Here is a 13,589-nt window from a genome sequence, read left to right as displayed (position 1 = left end):
AAGCCGCCTCAGCGTAGTGCTGCGTCGGCGGTGGCCTGCGGCGAGGGTGTGCCGGAGACCGCGGAGGGCGTCTGACCCTGCCGGGCGAGCGTGACCGAGCGCACGCGGTCGCCGTCGCGCAGGAAGCTGCCGGCGCGGGCGACCACCCGCTCGCCCTCCGAGAGGCCGGAACGGATCTCGATGTCGTCTTCGTCGCTCAGGCCGGTGCGAACCTCGCGGGACTCGACCTTGTCGTCCGCGACGACCAGCACCGAGCTGCGCTTGCCGCCGCCGTAGAGGACGGAGGCCTGGGGCACGGTGACGCCGCGGGTCCGGGCGAGTTCGACTGCGCCGCGAGCGAAGGTGCCGATGCGCAGGCGCGGATCGGGATCGAGGCGGACGCGGACCTTGCCCAGCCGGCTCGCCCTGTCGACCTCCGGGTAGACCGCACGCACGCTGCCTGCGACCCGCTCACCCTCGCCGGTCTCGATGAAGGCCGGGGCGCCTTCGCGCAGTAGCGGCAGCTTGGTCTCAATGACCTCCGCCTCCAGCTCGATCTCGCCGCGGGCGATCAGCCGGAACAGCGGCTCGGCCGACGACGAGGTCGCCATGCCCACCCGTGCCGTGCGGCGGCTGACGATACCGGCTTCCGGTGCACGGATTTCGGTGCGGGCAAGCCGCAATTCGAGTTCGTCGCGCACGGCCTTGGCCTGAGCCAGCTCCGCCTTGGCCATCGCAAGTCCGTTGCGGGCGAAGGCGAGCTTGCCCTCTGCCTGCCGCAGGGCGGCGGTGCGGCCCTCCATGATCACGGCGGTGGTGTTGCCGGTCTGGATCAGTTGCTTGGCGCGGTCATAGGCAAGATGCGCTTCGAGTTCGGCAGCTTCCGCCTGCTCGATGTTGCTCTGCGCCTGCGGCACCGCAGCGCTCGCCTTGTCGATCAGTGCGTTCTGCTGGACGAGCTGGCGGTCGATCAGGTCGCGGTTGAGGCGAGCGAGCACCTGTCCCTTCTCGACGCGCATGCCCTCCTCGGTCAGCAGCTCGACGAGGCGATAGCCGTCGATCTCGGGCGTCACCAGGATCTCGTCGCGCGGCACCAGCGTGCCGGTGACGACGACGCTCTCGATGATCTCGCGCCGCTCGGCCCCGATCACGCTGACGACGGGCGCCGGTGCGGTCTTCACCGAAGGCGGGGCGGTCTCGGCCCGCACCGGAACGAGAGCCGTGGCGGCGAGCAGGAGAGCGGGGAGCGCGAAAGTCCGGACGCGTCTCATCGGCCGGTCTCCAGATCGAGGCGGGGGAGGGGGAACGGACCGGACAGACCGGCATCGATCACGGCCTGAAGCTGCGCCACGGCTGGACCGGCATCGTACTCGGCGCTCAGCGCACGGCTCACGATGATGCCCTTCATCAGCGGAGCGACGGCATCGAACAGGGCGGCGGAATCGCAGTCCGGCGAGGTCTTGATCGCGTCGAACATCTCGATGAGCCAGGTGCGCCCGTCTTCGTCGCCATGCTCGACCATGGTTCCGATAGCCGGATTGCGGGTCGACTCCGCCCAGACGTCGAGGCGCAGGATCGCCGCCTCGCGGGTGATATCGAGGAAGAAGCGGGCGAGTACGCCCATCAGCACGGCACGCTTGTCGCCGGCCCGCTCCATCGCCTCGACGAGGACGGCGCCGCGCTCGCGGTCTCGCTCGGCCAGCCCGAGGACGACCGCCTCCTTCGAGTCGAAATATCGGTAGATGTTGCCCGGGCTCATCGAAGCCTCGCGGGCGAGGTCCTGCATCGTGGTGCGATGAAAGCCATTGCGGACGAAGCAGGCTTCAGCCGCGTCGAGAATATGCTCGCGCCGGGCCGCCTGTCCGTTTCGGGCGTCGATGACGGCGCCGGTCGCTGCACTCATGACGACGTTCCTACGCTGCTCATGGCGGCGGTGCGGCCCGCCTCATCGGTGAGCCGCACGCTCGCGCAGGCCCGTGGCTGAAGGTCGAGATCGGCGCAGAGACGCGCCTGCCAGCCGTCCGGTCCGGCGCCGGTCCAGCCGATCAGTGCGAACCAGCCGAAGGTGACGACGACGCAAAGGAGCAGATTCGCCGGGGTGCAGACCGAGCGGAGAACGCGCAGCGGGCTGAAGCTCTCCTGCGCTGCAGCCAGACCGAGATCGGTACCGAGACCGAAAGCGTGAAGGAAAGACGCCCGATCCCTGACAGACATGCCCATGGCCCAACTCCAACGCTGCCAGAGCTTGATAGTGAACGTTCATTCTCGTGTCAATGAACGTTCATTCTCATCGATCGCGGCGTCGCCCGATGCTTCACAAGTGAGGCGTTGGTGCCACGCTGGGTGAGCCTTCTCGCGGCATTAACGATCCGGTTACCCTGCAGGAATAGCGCATTGATCAAGACGGACGCGCCATTGCACTCGGTCGGCACTGCTTTCGTAAGGCTCAGAAAAGAAAACGAAGGCAAAACCAAGAACAAGCCCCAGCGGAACGATCGTCAAAACGAGCAACGGACGCGTCGTTCGAGACCCCCATCATGTCCCCCGCAGATCTCGCCGCCCTTGCGTGGAATGCCGCGCGTGAACACCTCGACCTGTTTGGAAGCTTAGGGCTCTGTCTCGGCTTCGTCGGCGGAATGATGCCGCGGCGAAGTTTGATCCTGCTCACCTCGGCAGCGTGCTCGGGCTGCTTCGCGCTGCATTTCCTGCGGCTCGGCGCGCAGACCGGCACGGCGATGTGCCTCGTCTCCGTGATGCAGAGCGTGGTGGCGGCCCGCTGGATCGGACCGGCTTCGCGCGCGGCCTGGGTGGCTCCGCTGTTCCTGGCGAGCAGCCTCGTCGCCCTCGGCCTCACGCTTGCAACCTGGAACGGCTGGCCCTCGGCCTGCGCCGGGCTTGGATCGCTGCTCGCGACGACTGCACGCCTTCAGGGCAATGCGCAGGCCATGCGCCGGCTCTTCCTCGGGGCGTCTTCGTGCTGGCTAATACACAACATGCTGGTTGGGTCGGTCTTCGGCCTGACCTGCGATCTGCTCACGATCGCGGCCCTGGTGATCGCCCTGGCCCGCGGCGGAGCGGTCGAACCGGAATCCAACTCAAGCCCGATCGCAACGTTGCCGGGCGCGGCGTAGAGGTGGGCGGAGCCGGGCGGCTCCGCCATCCGTGGCGTTACTGCTGAAAGAACTTCAGATCGAGCGCCGAGAGCGCGAGCAGGGGCGGCGGCATGACGACGCCGGCGACGCGCATCGAGCGGGCAGCCTCCCGGCAGGCGGCGAGGTCGTTGGCACCGGCGGCGGCCTCGATCTTCTCAACGGTCGCTGGGTCGGGCTTCGGGGACGGAGCAGGTGCTGCCGGGGGTGGGGGATTTTTCGCCTCGGCATTGGCCTTGGCATGCGGTTTCATCGTCGGTTCACCGGCTTGGTTGCCGGACTGCTTGCCTGGCGTGGGGCCGTTGCCGGTCTCGCTGACGGCGCCGCTCAGGCCCGACGACTTCTGAGGCTCGCCGCCATCCGCTGGCTTGCCTCCCTCTGTCTTGCCTGACGGGTTCGAGACCGCAGTTGCCTGCTGCTGCGGCGTCGCGGCCGCCTTGTTGGCCGGTTCCGGCTGTTTCACGAAGGCGACCAGTTCCTGGCAAAGATTAGCCGGCTTTCCGGAAGCGACCTGCGGTGCGGCGGGCGGAGCGGACTGTCCTGCGTCCTGCGCCGCAGCGACCCCGACGAGGAGCGCGTACGCCACGAGGCTGCCGGCCAAATGCCGGGTGATGGGCGAAGGCTTCATCGGGTCACTCCGTCGATTGTCCGCTCTTCGTGTCGGTCCGCGCTCAGGAGCGCTTCGGATGCGAGGCCGTTCCCTCGGCCTTGCCGTGCGGTTCGGCCTCGGAGCCGTACTCGTCCGGAGCCGGGTCGCCGTTCCAGCGGGGACCGACGAGGTTGGTGCCAGGCTCCGAGACACGGGCGCCGGAGGTTGCGAAGGCCTGATAGGCAAACTTCTGATTGCTCGTGAGCGCGAACATCGCCAGCACCCCGAGGGCGATGGCGGCGATGATGGCGGCGATGAAGGCTTTCATGGTCGTGTCTTCCGTTGAGGCCCCGGGGCCTCGGTCAGCGCAGGTGGTCTTGCCCTTAGACGGTGACCGGCCTGCGCCGCCGGTCCCCCCTTATCCTTACTCTGCAGGCGCAGGATGGCCTTTGAGCTGCGGGCCGCTTGCGGTGCGCGCCTGCTCCTGCTCGACCCACAGGTCGTGGTGCGCGCGCGCCCAGGCGAGATCGACTTGGCCGCTGCCCATGGCGTCGTAGGCGCCCTCCATGCCCAGCGTGCCGATGTAGATGTGAGCGAGGATGCCGGCGATGAAGACGATGCCGATCACCGAGTGGATCACCTGCATCACCTGCATCCCGTTGATGTCGGTGAGAGCGAACGGGAACAGCATCATCAGGCCGGTGACGGCCATTGCTGCGCCAAAGCCGGCGACCATCCAGAACACGCCCTTCTGGCCCGCATTGAAGCGGCCGGCATGGGGGTGGCCTTTGCCGATGAAGCCGCCGCCTGCCTTGATCCAGGCCCAATCGACCTTGCTCGGGATGTTGTCCTTGATCCAGAGGACGAACATGAAGGCGACGCCGAGCATGAACGGCCACGCGAGATAGACGTGGCTGTACTTCGCCCACTGCGCGATGGCGCCGAACGCTTCCGGGCCGATCAGCGGCATCAGCAGCCGCTTGCCGAAGATGTAGTTCAGGCCCGACAGCGACAGGATGATGAAACACACCGCTGTCATCCAGTGGGTGAAGCGCTCGAAGGCGTTGAAGCGCAGGATCTTCTTCCCCGATTCCTGGCTGTGCTCCATCATGATCCGGCCGCGGAACAGGAAGAACGCGCCGAGCGCCGCCAGCATGCCGAGGATGACGAGAGCCCCGATCCAGGGCAGCCAGCGCTCGCGGAAGTTCTGATACTCGCGGCCCTGCGGCTGGATCAGGTTGGCCGACTTCCGGTCTGGAATCGAGACGCGACCCTGGATCTTGGATTCCTGCTTGAACAGGAATTCCTCGTTGACCGAATCCGCGGTCGGCCGGGCGCCCATCGGGTTCTGGCCGTCGGCCTGGATCGGGTTCTGCGCTTGGGCCGGGCCGAACGCGCCGGGCACCGCGAGGAGCATCACCGCCAGGAGAAGGGTGCTGAGGAAGGTCGTCGCCCGCCGCATCGGCGTTCCTTTCGAAGGGTCGTCACAGCTTGCAGGCGCGGGCGTGGAAAGCCCGCGCCTGCTCGGGCTCAGATCGCCACGGTCTCGCGATAGGCCGTCTTCCAGCCCCAGGCGCCGGAGCCGTAGCCGCGTTTGATCACCCGCTGCTTGTAGATCTCGGCGATCATCTCGCCGTCACCCGCGAGCAGCGCCTTGGTCGAGCACATCTCGGCGCAGAGCGGCAGCTTGCCTTCCGCCAGACGGTTCGAGCCGTACTTCTCGTACTCGGCGGTCGAGAAGTCGGGCTCGGGGCCGCCGGAGCAGTAGGTGCACTTGTCCATCTTGCCGCGCGAACCGAAGTTCCCGACGCGCGGGTACTGGGGCGCGCCGAACGGGCAGGCGTAGAAGCAGTAGCCGCAGCCGATGCAGATGTCCTTGGAGTGCAGAACCACCGCGTCGGCGGTGGTGTAGAAGCAGTTCACGGGGCACACCGCCGCACAGGGCGCGTCGGTGCAGTGCATGCAGGCCATCGAGACCGAGCGCTCGCCGGGCTTGCCATCGTTGAGGGTGACGACGCGGCGGCGATTGATGCCCCACGGCACCTCGTGCTCGTTCTTGCAGGCGGTGACGCAGGCGTTGCACTCGATGCAGCGGTCCGCGTCGCAGAGGAACTTCATCCGGGCCATAGTTCGGGTCGCTCCTCTCAGGCCGCTGCGATCTGGCACAGGGTGCACTTCGTTTCCTGCATGCCCGTCACAGGATCGAAGCCGTAGGTGGTCACGGTGTTCACGCTCTCGCCGAGCACCACCGGGTCGGTGCCCTTCGGGTAGAAGTCGCGCATGTCCTTGCCCTGGTACCAACCGGAGAAGTGGAAGGGCATGAACGCGACGCCCTTACCGACACGGTCGGTCACCAGCGCCTTGACCTTGGTCTTGGCGTTGTTCTCGGCACCCGAGACCCAGACCCACTGACCGTCCTTGATGCCGCGCTCGGCCGCATCCCCGGTGTTGATCTCGACGAACATGTCCTGCTGGAGCTCGGCGAGCCACGGATTCGAGCGGGTCTCCTCGCCGCCGCCCTCGTACTCGACGAGGCGACCGGAGGTGAGGATGATCGGGAAGTCCTTGGCGACGCCGCGATCCACCACCGACTTCTGCACCGAGAAGCCGATATTGGGCATGCGCAGCTGCCGCTCGTCGGGACGGGTCGGGTACTTCGCTACCAGTTCGGGCCGCGGCGAGTAGATCGGCTCGCGGTGGACCGGCACCGGATCCGGCAGGTTCCAGGCGTTGGCCCGGGCCTTGCCGTTGCCGAAGGGCGAGACGCCGTGATCGAGGCAGACGCGCTGGATGCCGCCCGAGAGGTCGGTCGCCCAACTTACGGTATCGGGCTTCTCGCCGCCGATTTTCAGGATGGTGGCGAGTTCCTCCGGGGTCAGATCCTTGTCCCAGCCGAGTTTCTTGAACACCCCGAAAGTGAATTCGGGATAGCCGTCGGTCAGGTCCGAACCCTTCGAGAAGGAGTTCTCGGCGAGCAGCGTCTGGCCGTTGCGCTCGGTGCCGAACCGCGCGCGGAAGCCGCCGCCGCCGTCCTTCACGTGAAGGTTCGTGTTGTAGAGGATCGCCGAGCCCGGATGGCGCAGCTCCGGCTTGCCCCAGCAAGGCCAGGGCAGTCCGTAATAGTCGCCGCCGACCTCCGGATCGTCCTTGGGCGCACGCAGCGTCACGAGGTCGAACTTGTGCTGGTTGCGCATATGCGCCTTCAGCCGCTCCGGCGACTGGCCGCAATAGCCCGTGGACCAGCCGCCGCGGTTGATCTCCCGAAGGATGTCTTCCGCCTCGGGGACGCCATCGACGACCTTGATGTTCTTGCAGAGCTTATCGGCGAAGCCGAGTTTCTGCGCGAGCCGGTAGAGCACTTCGTAGTCGGTCTTGGACTCGAAGGCCGGCTTCACGATCTGCTCGCCCCATTGCAGCGAGCGGTTCGAGGCTGTGCGGGAGCCGTCCATCTCGAGCGAGGTGCAGATCGGCAGGAGGTAGGTGTTGTCCTGCCGGGCATCGAGCGCGGCGAAGGTCGTCGGGTGCGGGTCGGCGACGACGAGCAATTCCAGCTTGTTCATGCCCTCGATGGCCTCGGGCATGCGGGTGACGGTGTTGCCGCCGTGCCCGAACACCATGAAGGCCTTGACCGGGCTGCGCTGGTCGATCTGCTCCGGCGGCAGGTTCACGGCGTCGAACCAGCGGGTCGAGGTGATGCCGGGCGCCTCCATGTTCTCCTTGCGGGTGCGCGCCTTGCGGCCGCCCTTCGCCGGAACCTCATCGAAGCGCGACTGCAGCCACTCGTACTCGACCTCCCAGACGCGGGCCCAGTGGCGCCAGCCGCCCTCGACGAGGCCGTAATAGAGCGGCAGCGACGTCACATCGAGGCCGAGATCGGTCGCGCCCTGCACGTTGGTGTGGCCGCGGAAGATGTTGGCACCCGTTCCCGGCTTGCCGACGTTGCCGGTGGCCAGGCACAGGATGCAGAGCGCGCGCACGTTCGCCGTGCCGACCGTGTGCTGGGTCGCGCCCATGCACCAGATCAGGGTCGCGGGCTTCTCCTTGGCGAACTTCTCCGCCACGCGCCTGAGCTGCTCGCCCGGCACGCCGGAGACACGCTCCACCTCGTCGGGCGTCCACTTGGCGACTTCCTTGCGCACGTCGTCCATCGCGTAGACGCGCTGGGCGATGAACTCCTTGTCCTCCCAGCCATTCTGGAAGATGTGCCAGAGGATGCCCCAGACCACCGGAATGTCGGTGCCGGAGCGGATGCGCACATACTCGGTGGCGTGCGCTGCCGTGCGGGTGAAGCGCGGATCGATGACGATCATGTTCGCGCGGTTGATCTCCTTGCCCGACAACACGTGCTGCAGGGAGACCGGGTGCGCCTCGGCGGGGTTGCCGCCGAGGATGATCATCGTCTTGGCGTTGCGGATGTCGTTGTAGGAATTGGTCTGGGCGCCGTAGCCCCAGGTGTTGGCCACGCCCGCCACCGTGGTCGAGTGGCAAATCCGCGCCTGATGGTCGACCGAGTTCGTGCCCCACAGGGCCGCGAACTTGCGCATCAGGTAGGAGGCCTCGTTGGTGAACTTGGCCGAACCCAGCCAATAGACCGAGTCGGCGCCGTTCTTCTCGCGGATCTGTATCAGCTTGTCGCCGATCTCTTCGTAGGCCTGATCCCACGAGATCCGCTTCCACTGCCCGCCCTCGAGCTTCATCGGGTACTTGAGGCGGCGGTCGGACGAGACGAGTTCGCGGATGGCCGCGCCCTTGGCGCAGTGCGTGCCGCGGTTGATCGGGCTGGCGTAGGACGGCTCCTGGCCGACCCAGACGCCGTTCACGACTTCGGCCGTGACCGTGCAGCCAACCGAGCAATGGGTGCAGACGTTCTTCTTGATGACCGTGTCCGGCCCGACAGCGGAGGAGCCGGCGGCCTGCGCCTTGCGCACCGAGCCGAGTTGGATCGTGCCGGCGGCGGCGAGCGCACCGGCGGTCAGCCCGGACTTGCGGAGGAAGGCGCGGCGGTCGAGCACGCCCGACGCGAGGCCGGCGGCGACGGCCTGGTGCTTGGTGCGAGCAGCGTCGCCGCTCTTGCGCTTGATCAGCATGGCAGCCTCACTTCGGACCGGTCGACGCCGGATCGGTGTTCTTCTTGAGGGTCTCGTAGCCGTTGGTGCGGTAGAACGCCTTCACATGGTCGCTCTCCCGATACCGGGCTTTGGTCTCGTCGTTGCCGGGATCGTAGGCCTGAGCCTCGGTCGCGCCCATCGGCGAGGCGACCGCCGCCGCGGCGGCCACCGTGCTGCCGCCGAGCGCCCGAAAGAACTGGCGACGACCGAGCGTCTTCGGATCCTGTCGCATCACCCTCGTCTCCTTCGGCGGCTGCCTGCTCTCCTGCAACGCGCCCCAATCCCACTTGTCACGATGGAGAAGCCCTTCAGCCTTCCATGGCGAAGGCCTCTGCCTCGATCTCGATGAAGGCGCGGCCGAGCCCGCCGACCGCGCGGTAGAACCGCCCCGCTTTCGCGTTCTCCAGGTCGGTGAAGAACCGTTCGGCCCAGGGCTCGATGTGGCGGGCGAAGAAGCGGGCCTGCAGGCCGGGCTCCGCCTCGAACCGGCCCGCTGCCAGGCCCGCCATCACCTCCAGGAGGATCGCGAGATGATCCTCCGGCTCGCACATCGACTCGTTCCGCTCGATGCCGAGCGCGGCGAAGTCCTCGCGCACCCGGGCGAGCGGACGCTCGTTGAGGAAGCCGGTGAGATAGTAGGAGGCGTAAGGGAGGAGTTCGCCGCGGCCGACGCCGATGAACAGCGCGAAGTACTCGCGTTCGACCATCTCCGAGTCGGTCTCGGCCGCTGCGCGTCGCAGGGTCGCGACCTGATGGCCGAGAACACCGTCGCCGTTCTTGAGTGCGGCGAGTGCCGCCAGCAGCGACGCGTCCGGCGCACGCCCGAGCAGGGCCGCCAGGAGATCGTATTGCTGCGCGCGCAGGAGATCGATGTCGTCCGGCACACCGGCGACGCCAGACACCTCATCTCCCCGAAGTGCCATCACCGACGCAACCGAACCCATCATGTCCCTCGGGTCCGCATGCAGGACCGTCTTGTTTGGACCGATAATAAAAAGCGTTTGGCTTTGCCGCAATCGAAATGCGCGTGAATTATGAGGGCATCGCCCCTCCATGGCGCCGCAGGCGGGGCCGAAGAGGTGACGATTCTGCGGCTTCGAAATGGACATCGGCCATACCGGCGACCTGCAGCCCCGGATCTGCCGTCGGCGATGCCGCCTCCTCGAACCGGGTGACAGCTTCAAGCTCCGGGCCGTCGGCAACGGCCGCCTCCGCAGAGCCTTCCTGAGGCGCCGCCGCGACCTCCGGCGGCTCGGCGTCGGGCTCCTCCTCGACCTCGACAGGGACGCCGTCGATGACGCGCTTCAGCATCGCCTTCACGTCGTCGGTCGGCAGAAGGGGCCCCATGCCGGGTACACCGCCCGGCATGTTCCAATCATAGGCGTATTCCCGCGCCTCGCTGACGAAGTCCCGGATCGCTGGGTCGAGCGACCACATCCGCCGCAGGGCCGCATTGCGCAGCGCCGTCGGAACACCGGCTTGGAGGAAGGCGGTCAGGTCGGTGTCCGGCGTCAGGGCCTCGAGAGACGGAAGGCTCGCCAGCAGATCGTCCGGCACGGTTTCCGGATGGTCGGCGGCGTCGACTTTCTCCGTTCGCAGGGGAGTCTCGGCTTCGCCCGGTGGATGCGCAGTGTCGAGGGCCTCAGCAACACCGGCCGTGTCCGCGGCGGCGGGCGGCTCCGACCGTTCGGCGGCGCGGACGGCTCCTTTGCGGCGGGCCCAGCGGGAGAGGAAGTTGTCGCTCATTCCGGCTTCCCCTGCGTGCCGGGGGCGCGGCGGGCCAGGGCTTCGGGGTCGGCGCGGTCGCGTTTGCGCTTCTCGAACCTGCGCTCGATGTGGAACGCCTCGAAGAAGGCGAGCAGCTTGGCCTGCACCTCGGGCGGCATCGGCACCGCCTCGACGATCTCGCCTATGCCCTCCGCCATCGATTCGCCCTCGTAGGGATCGGCGGTGACGCTCGCGACTTCGTAGGTGTCATCTGCCGTGGCGTGCAGCGTCACCCAGAGGGAGGGGCGGCCGGAGACGAGATTGTCGCGGTAATGCGACGTCTCGGCGATGTGCAGCGTGACCTCGTGGGCGCCCGCGTAGAAGGTCGCCTCCTCCTCCGTCTCGGAGAGCTGGGTCCAGGGTGCGGCCTGCGGCACCGCCGGCAGGGCCGCGACCGGCATCCAGGCATGGCTCGCCCACGGTCCTTTCAGGCGACGGCGGGCCACGATGATGCCGACCTCGAAGCGGTCTTCCGGCAATCCTTGCGGCAGCGTTTGCGGCGTGTTGTCCAGTGTCATGGTCAGCCTCACGCAGCGGCTCGGTCGGAGACCAGCGGCAATCCGACGACGATATTTTGGGGCTTGAGCTGCACGGTCTTGTCAGGGGTCATAGCGAGCAGCAGGTAGACCGGCCGATCGCCGACCCGGGGGTCGACCTGGGTGGCATCGGCGAAGGTGAGGCTGAACACCGCGATCACCCGCTCGCGTGCGGCATCATCGAGGGCCTCGCCGTGCCAGAGCGCATTGCCGATCCGCGTGCCCTCGGCGTCGAGCCCGACGAACCAGCGCCAGTCGGGATCCTCCATCCGATCGAGGGGCACGACCGTGACCTCGGCGTTGAGGAGGTGGCGCACGAAGGCCTCGATTGCCCGCGCCAGCCCTTCCCGGCTTCGTCCGCTGGAGCCGAGATTAAGCGCCATGGTGAAGGCGTCCGACCGGCTCCAGTAGGTCCAGGCGTTCTCCTCGTTGAGCACGTCGAGTTCGCTGGCCGCCTCCTTGCCGAGCATGGAGACCAGGGGCGAGAGCGGCGCGCCGCCTTCGCGTGCCTCGATCACCTCGGCGTCGGCGAGCAGCACCGCACCCTCGTGCAGGCTGACCCGCTGGGAACGGAAGAACAGCTCGGCGGCCCGCAGCACGAACGGGTCCTCGCATGCATCGAGCGCGTTGCGCAGGATCAGGTGAACGAGCTGGGTCAGGAACAGCCCCGGCACGCCCTGCAATCCACCGCGGACCAGCGCGAGATAGGCTGCCTCGACCGAGCGAGCCGCGAGCAAGCGGTCGCGAAAGGCGAGCATCACCTCCCAGTTCTCCCGCGCATCCGCGTCCGCGATTTTCCGAATATCGTCGCTCGTCACGGACCGACGCGGATCGGCGAGCAAGCCCGCGTGCAGGGCGCGCTCTGCCGCGCACGCCTCCTCCGGCGGCACCAGTTCGGGGCGCGCCAGATAGGCGAGGATCAGCTCATCGGTGACGGCAAGCCCACCGCCTTCGGTGCGCTGCGTCAGGTGGTGGCCGCTCGAAACCCAGAACTCGGTCATGCTCTCTCAGCCCCCGCGGAGGCATCCTTCAGAAGTCCCACGAGGTCGGCCTGTTCATCCGGTCCGTCCTCGTCCGTCTCGACGAAGTGGAAGGCGCGTCCGTGCAGCGGGTCCGCGCCCGGCGCGCGCTGGTGCAGCGTGCGGAACTCCTCCGCGATCTCGCCGTCGCGCTCGCTTCGATGCATTGCCACCACGCTGCCGACCGGCAGGTTGCAGAGGGACGCCGCGACTTCGATCTCTTCGCGCGCGGCGGCGCGGGCGGCTTCGCGATCCGGTGCGCCGAAGCGCTCGTGGATGTGGCGGGCGAGGTCCTCGATCGCGGCCTCGCGTTCCGCGTCGCTCGCCTCGCTGACGACGACGAGGGTCGAGAAGCCGAGGCTGCGCACGCCGACGAAGCCGGAGCGGAACGCCGCCCGGTCCTTTCCCGCCAGGGCGGACAGGTCGACATCGAAGAACAGGAACGAGCCGGTCACCGCCCACTCGCCGGGCTCGGCGGCCTGCGCGAAGACGAAGGTGTCGGAGGGGTCGAGCCGCAGGGTACGCGGCAGCTTGCCCGAAGTCAGGGTCGGAGTCACAGCCGCACCGTGCCGGTGGCCGGGTCGTGCCACGAGGGCGCGACCAGCGCCGGTCGAAGCGGCAGCGCCTCGCTGCGGCCGTCGGCGTGGACGAGCCGGGCGTCCCCGCTCGGCTCGATCGTCACCTGCACGCCCGGCGGCAGCGCGAGGCGGGCGAGGTAGCGTCCCGTCGAGCGCGCGGCGCCGTCCTCGCTCCAGATCTCGAACGCCTTGGTGAGGTGGCGGGCAAAACTCTCCACCAGCGGCTCGCGCAGCTCCTTGGGAAAACCTTCTTCCTCCAGCGAGGTGGAGTCGGGCGTGAAGCCCGGATCGCCCGCATTTGGCTTGGAGGCGATCAGCATCGCCGAGAAGACGAGCCAATCCGGCGTCTCCATCTCGCTGCAGCTCTCGGGCCAGTGCAGCGCGCCGCCGCCGAGACGGGCACCATTGAAGGTCAGGGTGTCGGGCCACAGGAAGGTCACCGGGATTTCGGGCGGTCCGAAGGTGCCGACCGCATCGGCCAACGCCTGCATCCCGACAAAGAAGGCCCGCCGCGCCGTGGCGAGCGGCTCGGTTGGCGCCAGCACTACGGCGAGCGCGATGACGTCGTCGTGCTCCTCCATGAGGAGTGTGCCGGCCTCCGCCTCGCCTGCCTCCGCCAACCGGCGGGCCTGCCCGGCCGCGCCCGGAAAGCCTGCCGTGACGAGTCCAGTGAAGGCCGGCGGCAGGATGAGCGGTGCGGGGCGCAAGTCCAATGAGCCAGTGTCGAGTTGGGAGGTCATGAGCCGTATCGGGCGGGCCGCCTGCGCCCGCATGTCCGTTCGTCGTTTTAGAATGATGCGAGTATATGGAAGGCAGACCCCGGCGCGAAGGGGTCTCCCGCTCTCCCGCTCGTCTCAGGTTCAA

Annotated in this window: 16 protein-coding genes; 1 reads left to right on the top strand and 15 read right to left on the bottom strand. The window is 67.8% G+C overall.

Annotation, left to right across the window (positions count from 1 at the left end; genetic code table 11):
* Positions 1-8: 8 nt before the first annotated feature.
* From FHU13_RS09530 to FHU13_RS09520, 3 genes are read right to left on the bottom strand one after another with little or no spacing between them, the layout of a single operon-like run.
* Positions 9-1,250, bottom strand: a complete 1,242-nt coding sequence (locus FHU13_RS09530) for an efflux RND transporter periplasmic adaptor subunit (protein WP_183435616.1) — start codon at positions 1,248-1,250, stop codon at positions 9-11.
* Positions 1,247-1,882 (bottom strand): TetR/AcrR family transcriptional regulator, encoded by a 636-nt coding sequence (locus FHU13_RS09525; RefSeq protein ID WP_183435615.1) that lies wholly within the window; start codon positions 1,880-1,882, stop codon positions 1,247-1,249. The genes FHU13_RS09530 and FHU13_RS09525 overlap by 4 nt, the downstream gene beginning before the upstream one ends.
* Positions 1,879-2,199: a hypothetical protein gene (locus FHU13_RS09520; RefSeq protein ID WP_183435614.1), complete on the bottom strand. Its 321-nt coding sequence runs from the start codon at positions 2,197-2,199 to the stop codon at positions 1,879-1,881. The genes FHU13_RS09525 and FHU13_RS09520 overlap by 4 nt, the downstream gene beginning before the upstream one ends.
* A 317-nt stretch (positions 2,200-2,516) precedes the next feature.
* Between FHU13_RS09520 and FHU13_RS09515 the strand changes: the two genes are divergently transcribed.
* Complete coding sequence (locus FHU13_RS09515; protein ID WP_183435613.1) at positions 2,517-3,110, top strand: YgjV family protein; 594 nt, start codon at positions 2,517-2,519, stop codon at positions 3,108-3,110.
* Positions 3,111-3,147: 37 nt separating this feature from the next.
* Here the strand turns inward: FHU13_RS09515 and FHU13_RS09510 are convergent, their stop codons facing one another.
* From FHU13_RS09510 to FHU13_RS09455, 12 genes are all read right to left on the bottom strand, one after another.
* Complete coding sequence (locus tag FHU13_RS09510; protein ID WP_183435612.1) at positions 3,148-3,756, bottom strand: hypothetical protein; 609 nt, start codon at positions 3,754-3,756, stop codon at positions 3,148-3,150.
* A gap of 43 nt (positions 3,757-3,799) precedes the next feature.
* On the bottom strand, positions 3,800-4,045 hold the full coding sequence (locus FHU13_RS09505; protein WP_108938527.1) for a hypothetical protein: 246 nt from the start codon (positions 4,043-4,045) through the stop codon (positions 3,800-3,802).
* Positions 4,046-4,141: 96 nt separating this feature from the next.
* Positions 4,142-5,179, bottom strand: coding sequence for a formate dehydrogenase subunit gamma (locus FHU13_RS09500; RefSeq protein WP_183435611.1), 1,038 nt, complete (start codon positions 5,177-5,179; stop codon positions 4,142-4,144).
* A gap of 68 nt (positions 5,180-5,247) precedes the next feature.
* Positions 5,248-5,844 carry a formate dehydrogenase FDH3 subunit beta gene (gene fdh3B, locus FHU13_RS09495; protein ID WP_003605051.1) on the bottom strand — a complete coding sequence of 199 codons (597 nt, stop codon included), beginning with the start codon at positions 5,842-5,844 and terminating at the stop codon, positions 5,248-5,250.
* A gap of 17 nt (positions 5,845-5,861) precedes the next feature.
* Positions 5,862-8,804, bottom strand: coding sequence for a formate dehydrogenase subunit alpha (locus FHU13_RS09490; protein WP_183435610.1), 2,943 nt, complete (start codon positions 8,802-8,804; stop codon positions 5,862-5,864).
* A 7-nt stretch (positions 8,805-8,811) separates the two neighbouring features.
* Positions 8,812-9,057: a formate dehydrogenase gene (locus FHU13_RS09485; RefSeq protein WP_003601742.1), complete on the bottom strand. Its 246-nt coding sequence runs from the start codon at positions 9,055-9,057 to the stop codon at positions 8,812-8,814.
* A gap of 76 nt (positions 9,058-9,133) precedes the next feature.
* Positions 9,134-9,769, bottom strand: coding sequence for a molecular chaperone (locus FHU13_RS09480; protein WP_183435704.1), 636 nt, complete (start codon positions 9,767-9,769; stop codon positions 9,134-9,136).
* Between the two features lie 88 nt (positions 9,770-9,857).
* Positions 9,858-10,571, bottom strand: coding sequence for a DUF3306 domain-containing protein (locus tag FHU13_RS09475; RefSeq protein WP_183435609.1), 714 nt, complete (start codon positions 10,569-10,571; stop codon positions 9,858-9,860).
* A complete protein-coding gene (locus FHU13_RS09470) occupies positions 10,568-11,110 on the bottom strand; it encodes a DUF3305 domain-containing protein (protein ID WP_183435608.1) in 543 nt (180 codons plus the stop codon). Before FHU13_RS09470 ends, FHU13_RS09475 begins: the two co-directional genes overlap by 4 nt.
* Before the next feature lie 8 nt (positions 11,111-11,118).
* On the bottom strand, positions 11,119-12,129 hold the full coding sequence (locus FHU13_RS09465) for a DUF6352 family protein (RefSeq protein WP_183435607.1): 1,011 nt from the start codon (positions 12,127-12,129) through the stop codon (positions 11,119-11,121).
* Positions 12,126-12,692: a DUF6505 family protein gene (locus tag FHU13_RS09460; protein ID WP_183435703.1), complete on the bottom strand. Its 567-nt coding sequence runs from the start codon at positions 12,690-12,692 to the stop codon at positions 12,126-12,128. Before FHU13_RS09460 ends, FHU13_RS09465 begins: the two co-directional genes overlap by 4 nt.
* A gap of 8 nt (positions 12,693-12,700) precedes the next feature.
* Positions 12,701-13,465: a biotin/lipoate--protein ligase family protein gene (locus FHU13_RS09455; RefSeq protein ID WP_183435606.1), complete on the bottom strand. Its 765-nt coding sequence runs from the start codon at positions 13,463-13,465 to the stop codon at positions 12,701-12,703.
* Between the last annotated feature and the right edge of the window lie 124 nt (positions 13,466-13,589).

Source organism: Methylobacterium sp. R2-1 (genome assembly GCF_014191355.1).
GTDB lineage: Bacteria > Pseudomonadota > Alphaproteobacteria > Rhizobiales > Beijerinckiaceae > Methylobacterium.
This window is presented reverse-complemented; position numbering and strand designations above follow the sequence as displayed.